We start from the raw sequence: 20,835 nt of genomic DNA on the forward strand, positions 1-20,835 counted from the left end.
CCCGGCCCGGCAACCCGGTCACTAGGCTCGACGGCATGGAGCAGCGCACCTTCCCCCGGCTCGGCCGGACCGTCGGCGTCGTCGGCCTCGGCGCCTGGCAGCTCGGCGCCGACTGGGGCACGGTCACCGAGGACGACGCGATGGCGATCCTCGCGGCGGCCGTCGACGCCGGAGTCACGTTCCTCGACACCGCCGACGTGTACGGCGACGGCCGCAGCGAGCAGCTGATCGGCCGGTTCCTGCGCTCCCGACCGGACGCCGGACTCACCGTGGCCACCAAGATGGGCCGCCGCGTCGCGCAGCGGCCGGAGGCGTACACCCTCGCGCACTTCCGGGAGTGGACCGACCGCTCCCGGGCCAACCTCGGGGTGGACACCCTGGACCTGGTGCAGCTGCACTGCCCGCCCACGGCCGTCTTCGCCGACGACGCGGTCTTCGACGCGCTGGACACGCTCGTCGCCGAGGAGGCCATCGCCGGCTACGGGGTGAGCGTCGAGACCTGCGACCAGGCTCTCACCGCGATCGCCCGCCCCGGCGTGGCGAGCGTGCAGATCATCCTCAACGCCCTGCGGCACAAGCCCCTCGACCGGGTGCTGCCCGCCGCCTCCGCCGCCGGGGTGGGCATCATCGCCCGGGTGCCGCTGGCCAGCGGCCTCCTCTCCGGGCGGTACGACGAGCACACCACGTTCGCCCCGGACGACCACCGCACGTTCAACCGCCACGGCGAGGCGTTCGACGTCGGCGAGACGTTCTCCGGCGTCGACTTCGCGCTCGGGCTGGCCGCCGTACGCCGGCTGGCGCCGCTGGTCGGACCGGACAGCACGATGGCGCAGTTCGCGCTGCGCTGGGTGCTGGACCAGCCGGGGGTCACCGTCGTCATCCCCGGCGCCCGCACCACCGAGCAGGCACGCCGCAACGTGGCGGCCGCGGAACTGCCGACGCTCACCGACGAGCAGCTCGCCGGTGTCCAGACCGTCTACGACGAACTGATCCGCCCGCAGGTGCACGACCGGTGGTGACCCGCCCGCGTCCGGTCCTCGCACCGGGACTTTCGTCCAGGGATGCTGAAGACCCGGCACGCCGGGAAGGGGGTACGCCATGAGGGGCTGGTTCCTGCTCACGCTCGGCCTGCTGGCGGTCGTGATCGGTGCCGTCTGGACGGTGCAGGGCCTGGGCTACGTGGAGGGCAGCGTGATGACCGGCGGGCGGATCTGGGTGGTGATCGGCCCGGTGGTGGCGCTGGCCGGTCTCGTGGCGATCGGGATCGGCCTGCGCGCGCGCCGCCGGCGCCCCTGACCCTCGGCGCTCACCCGACCTGCGGCGCGTCCGGCCGGCCCGGCCGGAACGGCCGTGGCCGGTCGCGGAACGGGTTGGACGGCCGCGGAACGGCCCTGGCGGCCGCGGAAACGGAAAACCCCGCGTCCCGGGCGGGACGCGGGGTTCCACTGTCGATCCGAGGGCGGATCAGCCCACTGGCCGGCGGGCGCCGGCCGGTACTGCTCAGATGGGGCGGACCTGCTCAGCCTGCGGGCCCTTCTGGCCCTGAGCGATCTCGAACTCCACCCGCTGGTTCTCCTCCAGAGTGCGGTAGCCGCTCGTCTGGATGGCCGAGAAGTGGACGAACACGTCAGCACCCCCGCCGTCGACGGTGATGAAGCCGAAGCCCTTGTCAGCGTTGAACCACTTCACGGTTCCCTGCGCCATGTGTATCTCCTTCTAAAACTGGCGGCCGAGCACGCCGTGCGGCCGGTTGGCCGTTTTCGAGCAGCGGCGCCTGAGGCGGCCCCCGGTGAAGGAGACTTCTCTCAACCCACGCCATCTCTCAACAGCGGGGATCAGCAAACCACGTACGCAAAAACTCTGCACAGTCTACCCGACGAAATTCTCCGACATGTGACCTGACGGATGCCCGAGATCCGCTGGGTGGGCGCTTACCGCCGTGCGAAAGGCCCCCTCCCCGTCGATACGGAGAGGGGGCCTCGCACGCCGCCAGCGGTCACTCCGGCCACCGGCCGGTGAGCCGCCGTACGCCCATCGCGCCGCCGCGGTCGACCGCCGCGCGCACGACCGCGAAGATGGCGCCCTGCAACGCCGCGGCCGCGAGGATCTCGCCCCAGTGGCGGTCCTCGTCGGTGGCGCTCGGCGCCTCGCCGTCGCCCGCGGTGACCTTCCAGACCTGCCGGAAGATCATCCCCGCGACCGTGCCGGCGGCGATACCGAGCAGCACGCCCACCGGTTTGTAGGCCGCCTTGCCGATGCCCCTGCTCACCTACGCCTCCCTCGGAGGACCAGCAGCACGACGACGGTGGCCACCGCGCCGGCCGCGACGACCGCCCACGGCGCCGGGTTGCGCCGTACCTGGTCGCCCTTGCGTTGTGCCTGTGTGCGGGCCTCCCCGGCGGTGCGGGCCGCCTGCCCCCGCATCCGGGCCACGGTCTGCCCGGCCCGCTCCCGCATCCGCTGCCGCGCCTGGTCGGCCGACTCCTTCAGCCGGGCCTTGACGTCGGCCTTGGCGGCCAGCGCCTCCATCGTCTCGCCCAGTTCGACCCGGGTCCGCCGGATCTCCTCGCGCAGCGCCTCGGTGTCGACGCGCCCGTTGCCCGTCATGACCGTCCCCTGTCCTTCACGGCGGCGGAGAGGACGTCCATGTCCGCCCGTACGCTGCGGACCGTCGCCGCCGGTACCGGCGGGACCGCGCGGCTGACCTGCTGCTTGCCGATCAGGGCCAGGATCCCGGCGAGCAGGAACAGGCCGACCGCGATGATCAGCGCGGCGGCCCAGGCCGGCAGCACCAGGTCCAGCAGCAGCACGGCGGTGACGACGAGGGCCCCGAGGCCGTAGAACGCCAGCGCCCCGCCGCCGCCGAACAGGCCGATGCCGATGCCGGCGTGCTTGCCCTTCTGGGTCAACTCCGCCCGGGCCAGCGCCAGCTCGTCCCGCACCAGGCGGGAGATCTGCTCGGTGGCCCGCTGCACCAGCTCGGCGGTGGAGGGCTCGCTCCCGTTGCGGGATGTGCGGGCGTTCGCCAGGTCAGCCATGCTGTCCTCCTTTCATCATCACCGCGCTGTATGCCCGGAGTCGCCGCTCGCCAATCCTGCGCGGGGGGCCGCCGGACCGCGACGACACGTCCGGCAGCACGTCCCCCGCAACGGCCGGGTCAAACCTCCCGGATCGGGCGACTCCTCGCAGCGGACGCCGCACGTACGCCCCGACACAGAGAACGCCGCGCCCCACGGGCAGGACGCGGCCCGACTCACGCGATCATGAGGTTGGCGGGGACGAACCGGGCAACCCGCCCCGCCAACCTCATGATCGACGCGGAGGATTCGGGGGTGGGAACACCGGCCGGGGCGGGTACGTTGTGGGGGGTGCCGGTGTGTCCAGTGTCCCCGGGCCTCACCTACAAACGCCTTCGCGGAATACCGTCCGGCTGGAGCCGCGTCGCGCCACTCGCCGAGAGGCGACCTGCACACCGGCACTCCACACGCCGCCCCCGACCACCACGGTCGGGGGCGGCGTCGTCTGCACGTCCGATCCGGCGCCGCGCGGGGCACCCGGGACGCGGCCGGTCAGCGGCGGGACTCGGCCGGCTCGTCCGGGCCGACGAACGCCTCGCTGCGCGCGTCGCCGTCGTCGCTGCCGCCGAAGAGCCGGGCGTCGTCGGGCACCTCCCCCTCGGCCAGCCGGCGCTCGGGCCGGCGCGGCCGCACCCACTGCCAGGGCAGGTCGCTGCGCGCGTCGCCCAGCTCGGTGCGCACCCGGGGCATCGAGGTGGGGTGCCGGTCCCGCACCCAGGCGACCAGGTGTTCGCGTACGAGGCAGCGCAGGTCCCACAGGCTGCCGGCGTCGGCGGCGCTGACCAGCGCGCGGATGCGCACCGTGCCGCCGGTCGCGTCGGTCACCTGGAGCACGCAGACGCGGCCGTCCCACAGGTCGGTGCTCTCCACCAGTCGGCGCAGCTCCTCCCGCATGGCCTGCACCGGGACCGCCCAGTCCACGTCGAACTCCGCGGTGCCGAGCACCGCGGCCTCGGTGCGGGTCCAGTTCTGGAACGGTGTGCTGGTGAAGTACGACGTCGGGAGGATCAGCCGGCGGTCGTCCCAGATCTGCACCACCACGTAGCTGAGGGTCAACTCCTCGATCCGGCCCCACTCCCCCTCGACGACCACCACGTCGTCGAGCCGCACCGCGTCGCTGAAGGCGAGCTGGAGCCCCGCGAAGACGTTGCCGAGCAGGCTCTGCGCCGCCAACGCGGCGACCACACCGACGACACCGGCGCTGGTCAGCACGCCGGCACCGATGCCGCGCACGCTCGGGAAGGTCATCAGCATCACGCCGAGCGTGAGGATCACGATCACCGCGATCGTCACCCGGCGCAGCATGACCACCTGGGTCCGCACCCGCCGGGCGTGCCGGTTGTCGGGCACGTCGACCCGGAACCGGGCCAGCGCCGTGTCCTCGACCACCACGAGCAGCGCGGCGACCAGCCAGGCGGCGCTGGCGATGACGGCGAGCACGAGCAGGTGCAGCAGCGCCTGCCGCCACCCCGTCCCGACGGCGTAGCCGGTGGTGAAGCGGACGGCGAACTGGACCGCCAGCACCGTGGCGGCCACCTGGAACGGGCGGTGGGCGTGGTCGGTGAGCTCGGTCATGAACCGCGACCGGTGGCCCAGCCGTCGGGTCACCCGGTGCACCACCGCCGCGACGAACAGGGCGGTCGCCGCCGCGACGAGCACGACGGCGACCGTCTCGAGGTAGTTCTGCACGTGGTTCTCCCTCGGTCTCGGGCACGACGGATGTCCGGTACCGATGGTGCCGCGCCGCCGGCGGTGTCAGACGCGGCGGTAGCGGGACTGGAGGAAGCAGAAGACGCCGAAGGCGGCGATGCCGAGGGCCACGAGGGTCAGCAGGAGGCCGCCGTAGGACTGCTCCCGCAGCGTGTGCAGCGCGGCGTCCAGCCCGCGGGCCTTCTCCGGGTCGTACGTCACCGCGGCCACGATCACCAGCACGCCGGCGATGGCGTACGCCACGCCCTTGGCGGCGTAGCCCGCGACGCCGAGCCGGCGGGCCAGCCGGCGGGTGCGGTGGCTCATCTCCCCGAGCCTGAGGTGCTTCTCGAAGCGCTTGACCAGCCCGTACACCACGAGGCCGACGCCGATCGCGGCGAGCACCAGCCCGGCGAGGCCGACGAGCCACCGGCCGCCGGAGGACTCCATCGCCCGCCCGGTGAGGGCCTCCTGCTGGTCCGCGCTGTGGGACCCCGCGTCGGAGAAGACCTTGTACGCGGTCCACGCGAAGTAGAGGTAGACGACGGTGCGCCCGAGCGAGGCGAGGCGCTCCCACGTCCGTTCCCGGCCGCGTTCGGCGCGGTGCCCGGCGGCCGCCTCCAGCGCCTGCCAGATCGCCATGGCCAGCAGACCGACGCCCGTGGCGACGACGAGGACCTTGCCGAGCGGCTGGGCGGCCAGGGTACGCAGCGCCCCGGACTGGTCGCCGTCGTCGGCGGAGCGCCCGAACGCGATCTGCAGCGCCAGCCAGGCGAACAGCAGATGGACGAGCCCGTAGCCGATGAAGCCGGCCCGGGTGAGGACTTCCAGCCACCGGCTGTCTGCCGTACGGGAGGCGGTGGCTTCGGCGGTACGGGTCAGTGACATGGTGGCCACAATCTCCGCCCGCGCTGATCGTCAAACCTGACCGCCGCCTCCCGCGGCGGATCAGCTGCCGCCGCCCTGCGACACCCGGATCTTGATCTCCTGGTCGGTGACGCTGTCGAGCGTCACGGCGAAGCCGGCCACCTCGGCGGCCTGCTGGCCGGTGAGCAGCGTGACCTGCTCGCCGGCGACCTCGACGGTCACCTGCTCGTCCTGCACACCGACGAGCTTCGCCTCGACGCCGAGGATGCTGGCGCTCGCGTCGACGCCGCGCTGGAAGGTGATCGTGCAGGAGCCGGCGATGCTGCAGTCGGTGTCGGCGCCCTCGGAACTGCAGCCGGCCAGCAGGGCGACGCCGAGCGCCAGGCCGGCCAGCACGCCGGCGGCGCGACGGGTGGGGGTCAGCGGGAAGGTACCGGGTCGCTTCGTCACCCCGCCAAGGGTACGGCCCGCCCGCCAGGGGGCCCGGCGACGGCGCGGGCTAGGGTCGGCGGCATGCCGTTCGACGTCCACCGGATCCGTGCCGCCTACCCCGCCCTGGCCGAGGGTTTCGTCCACTTCGACGGTGCCGGAGGCACCCAGACCGCCGCGGCCGTGATCGACGCGGTGGCCGGGGCGATGCGCACCGCGGTCAGCAACCGCAGCAGCGCGTACCGGCCCGGTCAGCGGGCGCTGGAGCTGGTGGCGGACGCCCGGGCGGCGGTCGCCGACCTGGTCGGCGGCGATCCGGCGGGCGTGGTGCTCGGTCCGAGTGCCACGGCCCTTCTCTACACGCTGGCGCGCACGCTCGGCGCCGGCTGGCGGCCCGGCGACGAGGTGGTCCTCTCCCGGCTCGACCACGACGCGAACGTACGCCCGTGGGTGCAGGCCGCCGAGGCGGCCGGCGCGACGGTGCGCTGGGCCGAGTTCGACCGGGACACCGGTGAGCTGCCCGTCGACCAGTACGCCGACCTGGTCACCGAGCGGACCCGGCTGGTGGCGGTCACCGCCGGCAGCAACGCGATCGGCACGGCCCCCGACGTGGCGGCCATCGCCAAGATCGCCCACGCGGCCGGCGCGCTGGTGTGCGTGGACGGGGTGCACGCCGTGCCACACGCGCCGACGGACCTGGCCACGCTCGGCGCGGACGTGCTCGTGACCAGCGCGTACAAGTGGTCCGGGCCGCACCTCGCGGCCATGGTGGGCGACCCGCGGCGGTGGGCGACGCTGCGCCCGGCGAAGTTGATCCCCTCCTCGGACGCGGTACCGGAACGCTTCGAGTACGGCACGCCGAGCTTCCCGCTGCTCGCCGGCGTGGCCGCGGCCGTCGACCACCTCGCCGGGCTGGACCCGGCGGCCACCGGCGACCGCCGCGCCCGCGTCCGGGCGGGACTGGCGGCCGCCCAGGCGCACGAGGAGGCGCTGCTGGACCGGCTGCTCGCCGGGCTCGCCGCGCTGCCCGGCGTCACCGTCTACGGCCGCCCGGCGCGGCGCTGGCCGACGGTCTCCTTCCGGGTCGCCGGGCTGTCCCCGGCGCAGACCCAGGCGGCCCTGGGCGCGGCCGGGTTCTGCCTCTCGGCCGGCGACTACTACGCCTACGAGTACTTCACGGCCATGGGGCTGCGGGACAGCGGGGGCGCGGTGCGGGCCAGCGTCTACCACTACAACACGGCCGACGAGGTGGACCGGTTGCTCGCCGAACTCGACCGGCTGGCCACCGCCGGGGGGACAATGGCCGGGTGAGCAGCCTGGTCGAGGACAACCCGGCCGAGCGCCGGTTCGAGATCCTGGTCGACGACGCGCTGGCGGGGTTCACCGCGTACGAGGCCCGGGGCGAGGTGCTGGTCTTCACGCGCACCGAGGTGGACCCCCGGTTCCAGGGCAAGGGCGTCGGCACGGCGCTCGTACGCGGCACGCTGGACCAGGTGCGGGAGCGGGGCGGCGCGGTGGTGCCGCGGTGCCGGTTCATGTCCGCCTTCATCGACCGCCACCCGGAGTACGCCGCCCTGGTCGTCGACGAGCCCTGACGCGGGCCCGCCCACCGGAGCCCGATCGCCGCGGAGCCCGACCGCCGACGGCCGCTCGGAGGACGGCCGCTCAGCCGACGGCCGCTCGGAGGACGGCCGCTCAGCCGACGACCGCTAGCCGACGGCCGCTCAGCCGGCCAGCAGTTCGGCCGCGGCGCGCCCGGCGGCCCGCGTGGCGCCATGGGTGGCGACGTGCACGGCGCCGGTGACCAGCTCCGGCACCCCGAGTTCCACGACCACCGCGTCCGGGCGCGCGGCCAGCGCCCGGGTCACGGCCGACCGCATCCACGGGTGGCGGTGCAGGTCGCGGACGACGAGCACCACGGGCCGGCCGTCGGCGCCGGCCGTCGGGTCGACCGGGACGTCGTCCTCGGCGTACCGGCGGGTGGCGGTGCCGGGCAGCATCTCGGCGAGCGGCGCGCCGACGCCCCACGGGGTCTCCGCCCCGATCGCGATGTTGCGCGGCGGCTCGAACTCCACCACGTACGCGGGCGCGGCCAGCGGCAGCGCGGCGGCGCCGCCGGGCGCCGCGGTGACCCGCAGCGCGCGCCGGGCGGCGGCCAGCCCGACCTCCGACGCGTCGGCCGGCAGGCCCCGCCGGGCCGGACCCCCGGACCGGGCGGCGACCGTCCACTCGGCCAGTTGCCCGACCCGCTTGGCGGCCTCGGCGAGCCGCTCCTCCGGCAGCTCGCCGGAGACGACCGCGGCCACGATGGCGTCCCGCAGCTCGCGGGCGTCCTCCTCGCCGGCCCGCTCCCCGCCGATGCAGATGGCGTCCGCGCCGGCCGCGAGGGCACGGACCGCCGCGCCGGCGAACCCGTACCGGTCGGCCACCGCCCGCATCTCCACCGCGTCCGTGACGACCACGCCGGAGAAGCCCAGCTCGTCGCGGAGCAGCCCGCCGAGGATCCGGGGGCTCAGCGTGGCGGGCAGCTCCGGGTCCAGCGCCGGCACCAGCAGGTGCCCGGTCATCACGGCCTGGGCGCCGGCGGCCACCGCGGCGCGGAACGGCGCCAGCTCGACGCTGTCCAGCCGGTCCCGGTCGCCGGTGATCAGCGGCAGGTCGTGGTGGGAGTCGACCCGGGTGTCCCCGTGGCCGGGGAAGTGCTTGGCGCAGGCGGCCACATTGCCGGCCTGGAGCCCGCGGACCCACGCGGCGGTGTGCCGGGCCACCAGCGCCGGGTCGGCGCCGAAGGCGCGTACGCCGATGACCGGGTTGGCGGGGTTGGAGTTCACGTCGGCGTCCGGGGCGTAGTCGAGGGTGACGCCGAGGCTCGCGAGATCCGCCCCCAGGTCACGCGCGACCCGCTCGGTCAGGTCCGGGTCGTCCACGGCGCCGAGGGCGAAGTTGCCCGGGCGGGAGCTGCCACGGCGCGACTCGATGCGGGTGACGTCCCCGGCCTCCTCGTCGATCGCCACGATGACGTCGGGACGCTCCGCGCGCAGCGCGGCGGTGAGCGCCGCGACCTGCGCGTGGTCGACCACGTTGCGGGCGAACAGCACCACCGACCCGAGGCCCTCGCCGAGCCAGCGGCAGACCCACGGCGGTGGGGTGACGCCGACGAAGCCGGGTTGCAGGACGGCGGCCGCGAGCGCGGCCAACGGACCGCCCGGTGCCCTCATGCCGACGCCCCCCGTCGCCCGGCGACGGCCCGGATCGCACCGTGCCCGAAGGTTCGCTCGCTCATGCGGCCCCCGTACCCCCACTTCCCCACCGTCCGGCGGCCCGCCCCGGCGGGCGGTGCTGCCATGGTCACACCCGGGCGATCAAATCGTCAAGAAACCTTACAGTTGCCGGGCGGGACGGCGGTCGGCAGAGTGCGGGCATGGATCCCACGCTGCTGGCCGATGCGACGAGCCCGGCCGACGTCCCCGGCGTACGCCTGCTCGGGGTGGTGGTGGGCGGTCTTCTGCTGCTCGCGGCCATCCGGGTGATGTTCCGCCGGCGCTGACGCCGGTCGCCGCCGGCGCGGGTCGGCGGCGGTTGCCGCCACCCGTGCCGGGGTAGGTGCTCCCTCGTTGACCCGGTGACGTCACGAGGGGGCACCATGAAGATCGGATACTTCCTGTCCACTGAGGAGTACAGCCCGGCCGAGCTGCTGGAGCAGGCGCGCGGCGCGGAGCGGGCCGGCTTCCAGGCGCTGTGGATCTCCGACCACTACCACCCCTGGGTGGACGCCCAGGGCCAGAGTCCCTTCGTCTGGTCGGTCATCGGCGCGCTCAGCCAGGTCTGCCGGCTGCCCGTGACCACCGCCGTCACCTGCCCGACCGTCCGGATCCACCCCGCGGTCGTCGCCCAGGCGGCGGCGACCAGCGCGGTGCTGCACTCCGGGCGGTTCGTGCTCGGCGTCGGCAGCGGCGAGGCGCTCAACGAGCACATCCTGGGCGACGCCTGGCCGCAGGCCGACGTGCGGCTGCAGATGCTGGAGGAGGCCATCGAGGTGATGCGCGAGCTGTGGCGGGGCGGCTTCGTCAACCACTACGGCCGGCACTACACCGTCGAGCACGCCCGCGTCTACACGCTCCCCGACACCCCGCCGCCGGTCTACGTCTCCGGCTTCGGACCCAAGGCGGTGGACCTGGCCGCCCGCCTCGGCGACGGCTACATCAGCACGATGCCGGACGCCGACCTGGTCCGCCGGTTCCGCGAGGGTGGCGGCGGCGACAAGCCCTGCCAGGCCGGCTTCAAGGCGGCGTACGCGGACACGGAGGAGGAGGGCATGCGGATCGCGTACGAGAAGTGGCCGAACTCCGGCGTCCCCGGCGAGCTGTCCCAGGTGCTCCCCTCGCCCCGGCACTTCGAGCAGGCGGCGCAGCTCGTCAAGCCGGAGATGATGAAGGAGTCCTTCGTCGGCGGCAACAGCGCCGAGGCGCACGTGGAGATGATCGAGCAGTACGCGAAGGCCGGCTTCGACGAGGTCTACGTGGCCAACACCGGCCCCCACTACCAGGGCCTGTTCGACCTCTACGAGCGCGAGATCCTGCCCCGCTTCCGCTGATGTCGACGGGCCGGGCGCGGGGACGGCCGGCGGGTGTGTCCGGGACCGCCCCGCACCCGGTCCCGGGGCGGGTTTCGCCGGTGATCAGCTCGGGTACGTCCGGCCCTCGATGACACTCACCCGGCAGTCGACGACCCTGCGCCGCGCGGCCCGCAGCCTCTTCGGCTGGACCACGCTGCGGCCCCACCAACTGGCCGCCATGCGCGCCGTCATGAAGCGGCGCGACGCCCTCGTGGTGCTCCCCACCGGAGCCGGCAAGTCGGCGATCTACCAGATCCCCGCCAGCCTGATCCCCGGCCCGACCGTGGTGGTCTCCCCGCTGCTCGCCCTTCAGCAGGACCAGATCGCGGCGCTCAACGAGCGGCAGCGGCCGGAGCTGCGGGCGGTTCGCATCAGCTCCCACGAGAGCCCGGCGCAGCAGAGCGAGGCGATCGAGGAGATCCGCGCCGGCCGGGCGGAGTTCCTCTTCATCACGCCCGAGCAGCTCAGCAACCCGGAGCGGATGGCCGAGGTCCGGGCGCTGAAGCCGGCGCTCGTGGCCGTGGACGAGGCGCACTGCATCTCGGCGTGGGGCCACGACTTCCGGCCCGACTACCTGGCGCTCGGCCACCTCGTCGAGGAGATCGGCCGCCCACCCGTGGTGGCGCTGACCGCCACCGCCTCCCCGCCGGTCCGCGAGGACATCGTGTCGCGGTTGCGGCTGCGCGACCCCGAGGTGGTGGTCTCCGGGCTGGACCGGCCGAACCTCTTCCTGGAGGTCGCCCACTGCCCCACCGAGGACTACCGGTGGCGGCGACTGGTGGCGCTCCTGCGCTCCGACGAGCGGCCGGGCATCGTCTACGTGCCGACCCGCCGCGCGGCCGAGGACCTCGCCGCCCGCCTCACCGACGCCGGCTTCCCGTCCCGGTACTACCACGGCGGCATGCCGGCCGGGGCGCGCGGCGAGCTGCACGAGGCGTTCCTCGCCGACCAGGTGCCGATCATGGTCGCGACGTCCGCGTTCGGCATGGGGATCGACAAACCGAACATCGCGTGGGTGGTGCACATGGCGCTGCCCGACTCGCCCGACAGCTACTTCCAGGAGATCGGCCGCGCCGGCCGCGACGGCCAGCCCGCCCGGGTGCTGCTGCTCTGGCAGGCCGAGGACGTCGGCCTGCGGCGCTTCTTCACCGCCGGGCTGCCGGACACCACCGAGCTGCGCGACCTCGCCGCGCTGCTGCGCGCGAGGGCCCGCAGTCGCAAGGAACTCCGCGAGCTGACCGGCCTCGGACCGCGCAAGCTCGGGCAGTACCTGTCGCTGCTGGAGCAGGTCGGCGCCGCGGAGCCGCGGTCGAAGGGGCGCGTCGGCTCGCCCCGCTACGCACCGACCCCGGTGGACGCCGCCGCGGCGGCCCTCGCCGAGGCGGAACGCCAGCAGACCGTCACCCGCTCCCGCACCGACATGATGCGCGCCTTCGCCGAGACGACCGGCTGCCGCGGGCAGGCCCTGCTGGCGTACTTCGGCGAGCAGATGACCGCGGTCTGCGGGCACTGCGACAACTGCCACGCGGGCACCAGCACCCCCGACGACGGCGCGATCGGGCCGTTCCCGGTGCACAGCCAGGTCCGCCACCCCGAGTGGGGGCCAGGTCTGGTGCTCAGCTACGACGAGGACCGGATGACGGTTCTCTTCGACGAGGTGGGGTACAAGACGCTGTCCGTACGCGTGGTGTCCGAACAGGAGTTGTTGACGCTGGACTAGCCTGATCCGGGCGCCGCGCGCCCACGACTTCGCACGAGCAGGACAGGCGGAAGGGACGTTGCCGTGATCGAACAGCCGGCGTACACCGGGTTCGGGTTCTCCGACGAGGAGTGGGGGCTGCTGGTCGGGCTGCCGCAGTCGGTGCTGACCGCGGCGAGCGCCGCCGAGTCCGACGGCACGCGGCGCACCATGGCGGAGAACGCCGCCGGCCTGGAGACCATCGCGGCCGGCCGGGAGTCGGCGAGCCCGCTGGTCGCCGCCGTGGCCGGCGAGATCGTCACGCGGGTCGGCGACCCCGAGGCCGGGGAGGAGATGCCGGTCATCTCCCCCACCGACCCGCAGGCGCTCATCGACGACGTGCTCAACCGGGCGCGGGAGGCCGCCGCCCTGCTCGCCGCCCGCGTCGACGAGGGCGAGGCCGGCGCGTACCGGCACTGGCTCGTGGAGATCGCCGAGCAGGTGGTCGGCGCGGCCTCCAGCGGCGGTGTGCTGGGGCTCGGCGGTGAGGTGGTCAGCGACTCCGAGCGCCGCTTCCGCGACCGCCTGGCCCAAGTCCTGAACGACTAACCCTCCCCTCCCCGTCCCCGCCCCCGCGCTCCCCGTCCCCTCCCCCCGCGATCTTGCACTTTCGGCCCGTGAGATGCGGCTTGTGCCCCTTTCGCCCGGGCACAAAGTGCAAGATCGCGGGGGAGGGTGGGCGGGGTCAGCGCGCGGGGGTGGGGGTTGGGGTTGGGGTGGGGGTTGGGGTTGGGGTGGGGGTGCGTACTCCGCGTAGCGTGGCCACGGTGAGCACGGCGGCGAGCAGCATCAGCGCCCCGGCGCCGGCCGCGGCCAGGTGCAGCCCGTCGGTGAACGCCGTCGTGGCGGCCTGCCGTACGGCGGCGGCCGCGTCGGCGGGCAGGTTCGCGGCGACTGCCACGGCGCCCCCCAGCGTCTCCCGCGCGGCGTCCGCGGCGTCGGCCGGCAGCCCGGCCGGAATACCGTCGACCACCTCCCGCCGGTAGACGGCGCCGCCCACGCTGCCCAGCACCGCCATCCCGAGCGCACCGCCGAGTTCGCTGCTCGACTCGGTAAGCGCCGAGGCGACGCCGGCCCGCTCCGGCGGCGCGGCGCCGAGCACCAGCTCGGTGACCAGTGACATCACCACCACCAGGCCGGCCGCGTAGACGCTCGCGCCGACCAGCAGCGTGGCCAGTCCGTCCGTGACCGGCACCCGGGTCAGCACCACGAACCCGGCGGCCGCGACGACGAAGCCGGCCCCGATGAGGTACGCCCGGTCGATCCGCCGGGCCAGCGCCGCCGCGACCGGCGCGACCCCGCCCACGAGCACGGACGGCACGAGGCTCCACAGTGCCGCGCGCAGCGGGCTGAAGCCGAGCACCGACTGGAGGTGCTGGGTGGTGAAGATGGCGAAGCCGACCATCGCGAACATGGCGACCAGGTTGACCCCGAGCGCCGCGCCGACCGCCCGGCGGCGGACCAGCGCGAGGTCGACCATGGGGTACGCGAGCCGGCGCTGCCGCCGGACGAAGACCACCGCGACGAGCAGCCCGGCGGCGACGGCCGACGCGGGCACCGCCGACCAGCCCTCGCGGGCCAGTTCCTTGATGCCGTAGATCACCGGCAGCAGCGCGGCCAGTGAGAGCACCGAGCTGAGCAGGTCGAACCGGCCGGCCCGCGGGTTGCGGAACTCCGGCACCAGCAGCGGCGCCAGCAGGAGCAGCAGCACCATGGCCGGCAGGTTGATCAGGAAGATCGACCCCCACCAGAAGTGCTCGAGCAGGATGCCGCTGAGCACGGGGCCGATGGCGATGCCCCCGGTCAGCGCGGCGGTCCAGATGGCGATGGCGGTGCCGCGCTGCTTCTCGTCGTGGAACATGTTGCGGACCAGCGCCAGCGTGGAGGGCATCAGGGTGGCGCCGCCGACACCGAGCACCGCCCGGGCGGCGATCAGCGTGCCGGCGCTGTCGGCGTACGCGGCGAGGACCGAGGCCGCGCCGAACGCCACCGCACCGGCGAGCAGCAGCCGGCGGCGGCCGATCCGGTCCCCGAGGGCACCCATGGTGATGAGCAGCCCGGCGAGGACGAAGCCGTAGATGTCGAAGATCCAGAGCTGCTCGGTGCTGGTCGGGCGCAGTTCGGCGCTCAGGAACGGGACGGCGAAGTAGAGCACCGAGACGTCCATGGAGACCAGGAGCAGCGGCAGCATCAGCACGCCGAAGCCGATCCACTCACGGCGTCCGGCGCGAGGTGTCGAGGGCATGGGAGACTCCTTCTGCGTATGTCATACGCTCTTCTGCGTAGACCATACGCAGAACTAGGATGGGCCGGCAAGGAGGAGCCGTGGAGCCGACAGCAGACGAGCCGACACTCCCCCCGGCCATCGCCGAGGCCTGGGGGCTGCGCGGACGCGCGCCCAAGGGGCCGCGACCGGGGCTCACCCTGGGCGGGATCGTCGCCGCCGCGGTGGCGCTCGCCGACGCCGAAGGGTTGCCGGCCGTGTCGATGAGCCGGGTCGCCAAGGAACTGGGCGCGGCCACCATGGCCCTCTACCGGTACGTCGGCGCCAAGGAGGAACTGCTGACGCTGATGGTCGACGCCGCGTACGGCGAACCACCCGCCCCGGCCGGATCCGGCCCGGACTGGCGGGTCGGGCTGTCGCGGTGGGCCTGGGCCGAACGCGAGGCCCTGCGCCGGCACCCCTGGATCGTCCGCGTCCCCATCGGCAGCCCGCCGCTCACGCCGCACCAGCTCGGTTGGCTGGACGCGGGGCTGCGCTGCCTGGACGGCACCGGCCTCACCGAGCCCGAGAAGATGTCGGTGATGCTGCTGCTCACCAGCTACGTGCGCAACGAGGCCCTGCTCACCGCCCAACTGCTCGACGCCGCACAGGCCGCCGGCCGCGAACCCGGCGCCGTCATGCCGGCGTACGCCCGGCTGGTCGCCCGACTGGCCGACCCGGCCCGCTTCCCGGCGCTGCACGCGGTGCTCGCCTCCGGCGCGCTCGATTCGGACGACGACCCGGACGACGAGTTCACCTTCGGCCTCGACCGGCTGCTGGACGGCGTCGAGACGCTGGTGCGCGCCCGGACGGCGGGGTGACGGTGGCGGGTCTGCGGGTCGAGACCGTGGACACCACGGTGGTGCCACCGGCCGACCGGTTCCCACTCTGGCTGGAGATGGCCGGGCGGGTGTCCGCGCCGGTCGCCTTCACGAGCGACCACGCCGACGACTTCCGGGGGCACGCCCGCATGGTCGACCTGGGCGGCATCGCGCTCACCCGGTTCCGCTACCAGTCGCTGGTCGGGCAGCGCACCCCGCGCCTGATCCGCCAGGCGGACCCCGAGGTCTACCAGATCGCGCTGGCCACGAGCGGCACGTGCGCGATCAGTGCCCGCCGCCGCGACACGGCCCTGCCGGTCGGCGACTTCACGCTGGTGGACTGGGGCCGGCCGCACGACCTGGAACACCTGGGCGACAACGCCCGGGACGTCCCCGCCGCCTCCGTGACCGCCGTCATCCCCCGGGCGCGGCTGCCGCTGAGCCCCGACAAGGTCGACCGCCTCACGGCCGCCCGGCTGTCCGGATCGGAGGGTCCGGGCGCCCTGCTGGCGCAGCACCTGCACCGGATCACCCGGCATCCCGAGGAGTTCCGCGACAGCGACGTGCCCTACCTGGCGGACGTCACGATCAGCCTGGTCTCCGCACTGCTCGCGCGCCACCTCGACGCCGAGGACGCGCTGCCGGTGGACGTCCGCGAGCGGACCCTGCTCGCCCGGATCAGCGACTTCATCGACCGGCACCTCGACGACCCGGCGTTGAGCCCGCAGGCCGTCGCGGACGCCCACCACGTGTCCCTCCGGACGCTGCACCGGCTCTTCCAGACCGAGGAGCAGACCGTGGCCGCGACGATCCGCCGGCGACGCCTGGAACGCTGCCGCCGCGACCTGGCCGATCCGCTGCTGCGGCACCGGCCCGTCCACCTCGTCGCCCGCCGCTGGGGCTTCACCGACAAGGCCCACTTCAGTCGCGCGTTCCGGTCGGCGTACGGGATGAGCCCGCAGGCGTACCGGGCCCGCTCCGGCTCCGGCCCGACCGGCTGACCGGCCGCGCCCGGCACCGGACGTCAACCGGTTGGCGCGCACGGTCAACTCCGGGTCGGCAGACTGTCCGCGACGCGGTCGCCGTCCCCCGACCCGTGCGGGGAACCGGCCGCCATCGGGGGCCGTGCGCGGCGCCCGCCGCCGAGGCGGCGGGCGGCCGCCGGGCTCGACGTCCGGCGCTCCGGCTCCGCCACTTCCCCCAGGACGGTGGCGGGGCCGGTCAGGCCTCCTCGAGCAGTTCCAGCACGGCCCGTTCGGCCTTCTCCCGCGGGGTGTCCCCGTCGACCGGCACCACCACGCCGTCGTGGTAGAGGTCGACCACCCGGGGGTCCACGTAGGACGTGCGCGCCACGGTCGGCGTGTTCCCCAGCAGTTCGGCGACCTCGCGCATCACGGCGGCCACCGCCCGTTTCCGGGCCGTGGCCGACCGGGCGGGCCCCACGGCGGCCAGCTCGACGGCGGCCCGCACGGTGGCGTGCCAGGTGCGGAAGTCCTTCGCGGTCATCTCCCCGCCGCTGGCGTCGCGCAGGTACTCGTTGACCTCGTCGGCGCGCACGTCCCGCCAGTCCCGGCCGTCCCAGTAGCCGAACAGCCGCTCGGCCCGGCGGCGGCGCCGGCGCAGGTTGAGCAGCACCCGGCACAGCTCGGGATCCTCGATCCGGCGCACCTGCTCGATGCCGCCCTTGGCGGGGAACTCGAACACCACGCAGCCGCCACGGGAGCGGGCGTGCTCGGGGCGCAGCGTGGACACCCCGAACGTCGGGTCGTCGCCGGCCGCGTACTGGTCGCTGCCGACCCGGAACATGCCCATGTCCAGCAGCCGGGCGACCGTGGCGAGCACCCGGTCCCGGTTCAGCCCGCGCCCGCCGAGGTCCGCGCCGACCCGCTCGCGCAGGGCCGGCAACCGCCGGGCCACCTCCAGCACGTGGTCGAACTTCGCCTCGTCGCGCTTCTCCCGCCACACCGGGTGGTAGAGGTACTGCTTGCGGCCGGCCGCGTCGATCCCGGTGGCCTGGATGTGCCCGTTCGGGTACGGGCAGATCCACACGTCCCGCCACGCGGGCGGGATGACCAGCGCGCGGAGGCGGTCCAGTTCGTCCGGGTCGCGCACCGGTTCGCCGGCCGGGTCCAGGAAGAGCCAGCCCTTGCCACGCCGGCGACGCCGGTATCCCGGCCTGCCCGGATCGCTACGCCGCAACCGCACCGGAGTCCCGCACCACCCGTTCCACCTCGTCCACGGCCGCCGACACCTCGTCGACACCGAGAGCGGTCAATGACGGGTGGCTTCCTACCCCGTCCCAGCTGGGCCAATCCCTGTTCCCGGCCCAGATCACACGGTGCCGGGGCCGGTCCGGCGGCGGCCCCCAGCGGGCCGGGGACACCGGGCCGAACAGCACGACCGACGGCCTCCCGTAGCCGGTCGCCAGGTGGGCCACGCCGGTGTCCCCGCTCACCACCACCCGGGCGTACGCCACGAGCGCCGCCAGCTCGGCGAGGCCCGTCCGGCCGGCCCACACGGCCTCGGGGGGCAGGCCGGCGGCGGCGGCCACCCCGCCCGCCAGCTCCCGCTCGTCGGCGGAGCCGGTCAGCACCACCCGGTGTCCCCGCGCGGCGAGCCGGCGCGCCAGCACGGCGAACCGGTCGGCCGGCCAGCGCTTCGCGGCGATCTTCGACCCCGGGTGCAGGACGGTGGCCCCGGTCGGCACCCCGGTCGCCGCCGGCCGGCCCAGCGCCAGGTCGGTTCGGTCGGCGGGGATCCCGTACCACGCCAGCAGGCGGCACCAGCGGTCCACCTCGTGCTCGTCGGCGTCCCAGTCCGGCCCGTCGGTGAACCCGGCGTCCGGACTGGCGAAGGCGAGCAGCCGCCCCGGCCCGGTGGCCGCGAGCGCCCGGTGCGACTGCGGGCCGCGCCCGTGCAGGTTCACCGCGAGCCGCGGCGGCGGGTGGGGCCACCGGATCCGGCCCGGATCCGGGGTGTCCACCAGCAGGTCGACCCCGCCCACCAGGTCGACCAGCGGCGCGAGCCAGGCCGGCGCGGCGAGCGCGAGCCGCCGGTCGGGGTGGGCGGCCCGCAGCGCGCGCAGCGCGGGCACGGCGGTGGCCAGGTCGCCGACACCGAGCGCCCGCAGCACGAGGATCACGGGTACGACGACTCCTGCTCGGCGCAGACCACCATCTCCCGTACGGCGCAGCCGGGCGGCTGGGACAGCGCGTACATGACGGCCGCCGCCGTGTCGGCCGGGTCGTTGAGCACCGCGTCCGCCCCGGGGCGGTAGCGCTCGTCCCGTTCGTCGAAGAACGCCGTCCGCATGCCGCCGGGGATGAGCAGGGTCACGCCCACTGTGCCGGCGAGTTCGGCGGCGAGGGCCCGGGTGAAGCCGACCACCCCGAACTTCGCGGCGCAGTACGCGGTGGCGTCGCTCACGGCCTTGACGCCGAGCGTGGACGCCACGGTGACGATCGTGCCCCGGGACGCCTCCAGGTAGGGCAGCGCGGCCCGGATCACCGCGGCCGTGGCGAGCAGGTCGACGGCGACGATCCGCTCCCAGGTGTCCGCCGGCACGTCCGCCAGCCGCCCCGGGACATCCATCCCGGCCGCCGTCACCACCGCGTCCAGGCCGCCGGAGCGCTCGGCGAGCTGCCGTGTGGCGTCCTCGGCGGCCCGGGTGTCGGCCAGGTCGCACTCCACCCACGGCACCCCGTCGCCGGGAGCCCGCCGGTCGATCACGAGCGGCCGGCCGCCGGAGCGGGCCACCGCGGCGACCACGGCCGCGCCCAGCCCGCTCGACCCGCCCGTCACCAGGACGGCGGATCCGCTCGGCACGCCGGCGGTCATCGGATCCGCTCCACGTCCGGCGCCGACGCGCCGACGGGACCGTCGCCGGGCGCCCGCGCGGCCTCGCAGCACGCCCCGGCGAGCTGGCCGCCGGAGCGCGCGGCGGCGATCATGTCCGTCGTCGAGCGGCCGTCGAGGTACGGCACCACCACGGTGTGCCCGCCCCACCGCCGCAGGATCTCCGCCTCGGGCAGGGCCGAGGCGTCCCCGGCGCCGGTGGCGTAGTCGCCGCCCTTCACCCAGATGTCCGGGCGCAGCCAGGTCAGCGCCGCGTGCGGCGTCGGCTCGTCGAAGATCATCACCGCGTCCACGCAGCTCAGCGCCGCCAGCAGCCGGCTGCGGTCGCCCTGCGGGACCACCGGGCGGTCCGGCCCCTTCAGCCCGGCCACGCTGGCGTCGGAGTTCAGGCAGACGATGAGGCAGTCGCCCAGCTTCCGGGCCGCCTGCAACGTCGCCACGTGGCCGGCGTGCAGCAGGTCGAAGCAGCCGCCGGTGGCCACCACCGTGCCGCCGGCCGCGCGCACCTGGGCGAGCACCGACGCCACGGCGGCCACGCCGACCCGCTCGCCGCCGGGCGCGGCCACCGCGCTCACCTCCGGCCGCGCCGGAGGCGGCAGCACGCTCGCCACTCCCCCGCCCGCCACGTACGCCGACGCCTCGGCCACCGCCTCCTGCACCGCCTCGGAGACCAGCGCGCCCCGGGCCAGGGCGAGGCTCGCGGTGGCCGCGAACCGGTCACCGGCGCCACAGGTGTCCCCCTCGGCGGTGGCCGGTGACGGCACCACCAGCGGTGTCGACCCGGCGTGGCAGAGCAGCGCCCCGTCGCCGCCGAGGGTCACGGCCACCGCGCCGGCCCGCCACCGCCGGCGCAGCCCCTGGGCGCCCCGCGACGCGGTGGCCAGCCGGGTCGCGCCCGGCAGCGCCGGCACCAGCTCGCGGACCTCGGACTCGTTGGGCGTGGCCAGGTGCACGCCGGGAACGGCGGCCGGACCGCGTGGGTGCGGGTCCCACACCACCGGCGCCCGGGTCGCGGCGAGCGCCGCCCGCAGCGCCGGCTTCCGGGCCACACCGCGGCCGTAGTCGCTGACGAGGACGGCGGACGCGTTCGCGATCATCCGGAGCATCGCCTCGGTCGGTTCGCCGGGCTCCCCGGGCGGGCCGCCGCGGTCGTGCCGCAGCAGGACGCGTCCGCGGGCCCGCAGCCGGATCTTCTCCGGCGTGGCCCCGGCCAGCGGCAGCGCGTACACCTGCACGCCGGCGGCGGCGAGCAGGGCGCTCAGCCGCGCGCCCCCGGCGTCGTCCGCGAGCGCCGTCACCAGCACCACCTCGGCGCCCTGTGCGGCGGCGAAGACGGCGGCCAGGCCGGCGCCGCCGGGGCGGTCGACGTACTCGGTCTCGTCGAGCACCGGCACCGGAGAGTCCGGACAGAGCCGGTTGACCACCCCCTCCACGTCCCGGTCGAGCAGGGTGTCACCGACCACCACCACGGGTCCCGTCAC

The 20,835-nt window shown here is 75.1% G+C and carries 23 protein-coding genes; 10 read left to right on the forward strand and 13 right to left on the reverse strand.

Annotated elements, in window-relative coordinates; translation table 11 throughout:
• Positions 1-35 precede the first annotated feature (35 nt).
• Together OG994_RS13885 and OG994_RS13890 are read left to right on the forward strand one after the other, a co-directional pair.
• On the forward strand, positions 36-1,019 hold the full coding sequence (locus OG994_RS13885) for an aldo/keto reductase (protein ID WP_328853485.1): 984 nt from the start codon (positions 36-38) through the stop codon (positions 1,017-1,019).
• A 79-nt stretch (positions 1,020-1,098) separates the two neighbouring features.
• Entirely contained in the window at positions 1,099-1,296 is a 198-nt protein-coding gene (locus OG994_RS13890) for a hypothetical protein (RefSeq protein ID WP_120328751.1), read from the forward strand.
• Between the two features lie 204 nt (positions 1,297-1,500).
• Here the strand turns inward: OG994_RS13890 and OG994_RS13895 are convergent, their stop codons facing one another.
• The 7 genes from OG994_RS13895 to OG994_RS13925 form a co-directional block, all read right to left on the reverse strand.
• Positions 1,501-1,704, reverse strand: coding sequence for a cold-shock protein (locus OG994_RS13895; protein WP_007075740.1), 204 nt, complete (start codon positions 1,702-1,704; stop codon positions 1,501-1,503).
• A gap of 292 nt (positions 1,705-1,996) precedes the next feature.
• Entirely contained in the window at positions 1,997-2,269 is a 273-nt protein-coding gene (locus OG994_RS13900; protein WP_120328752.1) for a DUF4235 domain-containing protein, read from the reverse strand.
• The gene (locus OG994_RS13905) at positions 2,266-2,607 is read right to left on the reverse strand and encodes a DUF3618 domain-containing protein (protein ID WP_328853486.1); all 342 of its coding nucleotides are present in this window, start codon (positions 2,605-2,607) and stop codon (positions 2,266-2,268) included. The genes OG994_RS13900 and OG994_RS13905 overlap by 4 nt, the downstream gene beginning before the upstream one ends.
• Entirely contained in the window at positions 2,604-3,038 is a 435-nt protein-coding gene (locus tag OG994_RS13910; protein ID WP_120328754.1) for a phage holin family protein, read from the reverse strand. The genes OG994_RS13905 and OG994_RS13910 overlap by 4 nt, the downstream gene beginning before the upstream one ends.
• A gap of 531 nt (positions 3,039-3,569) precedes the next feature.
• The gene (locus OG994_RS13915; protein WP_328853487.1) at positions 3,570-4,766 is read right to left on the reverse strand and encodes a mechanosensitive ion channel family protein; all 1,197 of its coding nucleotides are present in this window, start codon (positions 4,764-4,766) and stop codon (positions 3,570-3,572) included.
• 66 nt (positions 4,767-4,832) lie between these two features.
• On the reverse strand, positions 4,833-5,654 hold the full coding sequence (locus OG994_RS13920; protein WP_120328896.1) for a DUF1206 domain-containing protein: 822 nt from the start codon (positions 5,652-5,654) through the stop codon (positions 4,833-4,835).
• A gap of 60 nt (positions 5,655-5,714) precedes the next feature.
• On the reverse strand, positions 5,715-6,083 hold the full coding sequence (locus OG994_RS13925) for a hypothetical protein (protein ID WP_120328756.1): 369 nt from the start codon (positions 6,081-6,083) through the stop codon (positions 5,715-5,717).
• 63 nt (positions 6,084-6,146) lie between these two features.
• On the opposite strand from OG994_RS13925, the gene OG994_RS13930 reads away from it, so the two are divergent.
• Together OG994_RS13930 and OG994_RS13935 are read left to right on the forward strand one after the other, a co-directional pair.
• Positions 6,147-7,373, forward strand: coding sequence for a cysteine desulfurase-like protein (locus OG994_RS13930; RefSeq protein WP_328853488.1), 1,227 nt, complete (start codon positions 6,147-6,149; stop codon positions 7,371-7,373).
• On the forward strand, positions 7,370-7,657 hold the full coding sequence (locus OG994_RS13935; protein ID WP_328853489.1) for a GNAT family N-acetyltransferase: 288 nt from the start codon (positions 7,370-7,372) through the stop codon (positions 7,655-7,657). Before OG994_RS13930 ends, OG994_RS13935 begins: the two co-directional genes overlap by 4 nt.
• 129 nt (positions 7,658-7,786) lie before the next feature.
• Here the strand turns inward: OG994_RS13935 and OG994_RS13940 are convergent, their stop codons facing one another.
• Positions 7,787-9,280: a glycoside hydrolase family 3 protein gene (locus tag OG994_RS13940; RefSeq protein ID WP_328853490.1), complete on the reverse strand. Its 1,494-nt coding sequence runs from the start codon at positions 9,278-9,280 to the stop codon at positions 7,787-7,789.
• A gap of 203 nt (positions 9,281-9,483) precedes the next feature.
• Between OG994_RS13940 and OG994_RS13945 the strand changes: the two genes are divergently transcribed.
• The 4 genes from OG994_RS13945 (at position 9,484) to OG994_RS13960 (ending at position 12,964) form a co-directional block, all read left to right on the forward strand.
• Complete coding sequence (locus OG994_RS13945; RefSeq protein WP_328853491.1) at positions 9,484-9,609, forward strand: hypothetical protein; 126 nt, start codon at positions 9,484-9,486, stop codon at positions 9,607-9,609.
• Positions 9,610-9,705: 96 nt separating this feature from the next.
• Positions 9,706-10,656: a TIGR03557 family F420-dependent LLM class oxidoreductase gene (locus tag OG994_RS13950; protein WP_328853492.1), complete on the forward strand. Its 951-nt coding sequence runs from the start codon at positions 9,706-9,708 to the stop codon at positions 10,654-10,656.
• Between the two features lie 109 nt (positions 10,657-10,765).
• Entirely contained in the window at positions 10,766-12,397 is a 1,632-nt protein-coding gene (locus OG994_RS13955) for a RecQ family ATP-dependent DNA helicase (RefSeq protein WP_120328761.1), read from the forward strand.
• A 63-nt stretch (positions 12,398-12,460) separates the two neighbouring features.
• Positions 12,461-12,964: a hypothetical protein gene (locus OG994_RS13960; RefSeq protein WP_328853493.1), complete on the forward strand. Its 504-nt coding sequence runs from the start codon at positions 12,461-12,463 to the stop codon at positions 12,962-12,964.
• 136 nt (positions 12,965-13,100) lie between these two features.
• Here the strand turns inward: OG994_RS13960 and OG994_RS13965 are convergent, their stop codons facing one another.
• Positions 13,101-14,660 carry an MFS transporter gene (locus tag OG994_RS13965; protein WP_328853494.1) on the reverse strand — a complete coding sequence of 520 codons (1,560 nt, stop codon included), beginning with the start codon at positions 14,658-14,660 and terminating at the stop codon, positions 13,101-13,103.
• 80 nt (positions 14,661-14,740) lie between these two features.
• Here OG994_RS13965 and OG994_RS13970 point away from each other — a divergent pair, with 80 nt between their 5' ends.
• Both OG994_RS13970 and OG994_RS13975 read left to right on the forward strand, forming a co-directional pair.
• Positions 14,741-15,499 carry a TetR/AcrR family transcriptional regulator gene (locus OG994_RS13970; RefSeq protein ID WP_328853495.1) on the forward strand — a complete coding sequence of 253 codons (759 nt, stop codon included), beginning with the start codon at positions 14,741-14,743 and terminating at the stop codon, positions 15,497-15,499.
• The gene (locus OG994_RS13975; RefSeq protein ID WP_328853496.1) at positions 15,496-16,500 is read left to right on the forward strand and encodes an AraC-like ligand-binding domain-containing protein; all 1,005 of its coding nucleotides are present in this window, start codon (positions 15,496-15,498) and stop codon (positions 16,498-16,500) included. Before OG994_RS13970 ends, OG994_RS13975 begins: the two co-directional genes overlap by 4 nt.
• 220 nt (positions 16,501-16,720) lie before the next feature.
• Here OG994_RS13975 and OG994_RS13980 read toward each other — a convergent pair whose 3' ends face one another.
• From OG994_RS13980 to OG994_RS13995, 4 genes are read right to left on the reverse strand one after another with little or no spacing between them, the layout of a single operon-like run.
• Positions 16,721-17,704: a DNA topoisomerase IB gene (locus OG994_RS13980; protein ID WP_120328766.1), complete on the reverse strand. Its 984-nt coding sequence runs from the start codon at positions 17,702-17,704 to the stop codon at positions 16,721-16,723.
• On the reverse strand, positions 17,688-18,641 hold the full coding sequence (locus OG994_RS13985; protein WP_328853497.1) for a glycosyltransferase family 9 protein: 954 nt from the start codon (positions 18,639-18,641) through the stop codon (positions 17,688-17,690). Before OG994_RS13985 ends, OG994_RS13980 begins: the two co-directional genes overlap by 17 nt.
• Positions 18,638-19,324 carry an SDR family oxidoreductase gene (locus OG994_RS13990; protein WP_192902150.1) on the reverse strand — a complete coding sequence of 229 codons (687 nt, stop codon included), beginning with the start codon at positions 19,322-19,324 and terminating at the stop codon, positions 18,638-18,640. The genes OG994_RS13985 and OG994_RS13990 overlap by 4 nt, the downstream gene beginning before the upstream one ends.
• 8 nt (positions 19,325-19,332) lie before the next feature.
• Complete coding sequence (locus OG994_RS13995; RefSeq protein ID WP_407942585.1) at positions 19,333-20,835, reverse strand: PfkB family carbohydrate kinase; 1,503 nt, start codon at positions 20,833-20,835, stop codon at positions 19,333-19,335.

Origin of the sequence: Micromonospora globbae (assembly GCF_036184225.1) — a bacterium.
Taxonomy (GTDB): Bacteria; Actinomycetota; Actinomycetes; order Mycobacteriales; family Micromonosporaceae; genus Micromonospora; species Micromonospora globbae.

Bases quoted from the DNA above. Each gene is read 5' to 3' on its own strand.
- OG994_RS13920 (WP_120328896.1), bottom strand. From the start codon at position 5,654: ATGTCACTGACCCGTACCGCCGAAGCCACCGCCTCCCGTACGGCAGAC.
- OG994_RS13890 (WP_120328751.1), top strand. From the start codon at position 1,099: ATGAGGGGCTGGTTCCTGCTCACGCTCGGCCTGCTGGCGGTCGTGATC.
- OG994_RS13950 (WP_328853492.1), top strand. From the start codon at position 9,706: ATGAAGATCGGATACTTCCTGTCCACTGAGGAGTACAGCCCGGCCGAG.
- OG994_RS13945 (WP_328853491.1), top strand. From the start codon at position 9,484: ATGGATCCCACGCTGCTGGCCGATGCGACGAGCCCGGCCGACGTCCCC.
- OG994_RS13885 (WP_328853485.1), top strand. From the start codon at position 36: ATGGAGCAGCGCACCTTCCCCCGGCTCGGCCGGACCGTCGGCGTCGTC.
- OG994_RS13905 (WP_328853486.1), bottom strand. From the start codon at position 2,607: ATGACGGGCAACGGGCGCGTCGACACCGAGGCGCTGCGCGAGGAGATC.
- OG994_RS13930 (WP_328853488.1), top strand. From the start codon at position 6,147: ATGCCGTTCGACGTCCACCGGATCCGTGCCGCCTACCCCGCCCTGGCC.
- OG994_RS13940 (WP_328853490.1), bottom strand. From the start codon at position 9,280: ATGAGGGCACCGGGCGGTCCGTTGGCCGCGCTCGCGGCCGCCGTCCTG.
- OG994_RS13910 (WP_120328754.1), bottom strand. From the start codon at position 3,038: ATGGCTGACCTGGCGAACGCCCGCACATCCCGCAACGGGAGCGAGCCC.
- OG994_RS13955 (WP_120328761.1), top strand. From the start codon at position 10,766: ATGACACTCACCCGGCAGTCGACGACCCTGCGCCGCGCGGCCCGCAGC.
- OG994_RS13895 (WP_007075740.1), bottom strand. From the start codon at position 1,704: ATGGCGCAGGGAACCGTGAAGTGGTTCAACGCTGACAAGGGCTTCGGC.
- OG994_RS13965 (WP_328853494.1), bottom strand. From the start codon at position 14,660: ATGCCCTCGACACCTCGCGCCGGACGCCGTGAGTGGATCGGCTTCGGC.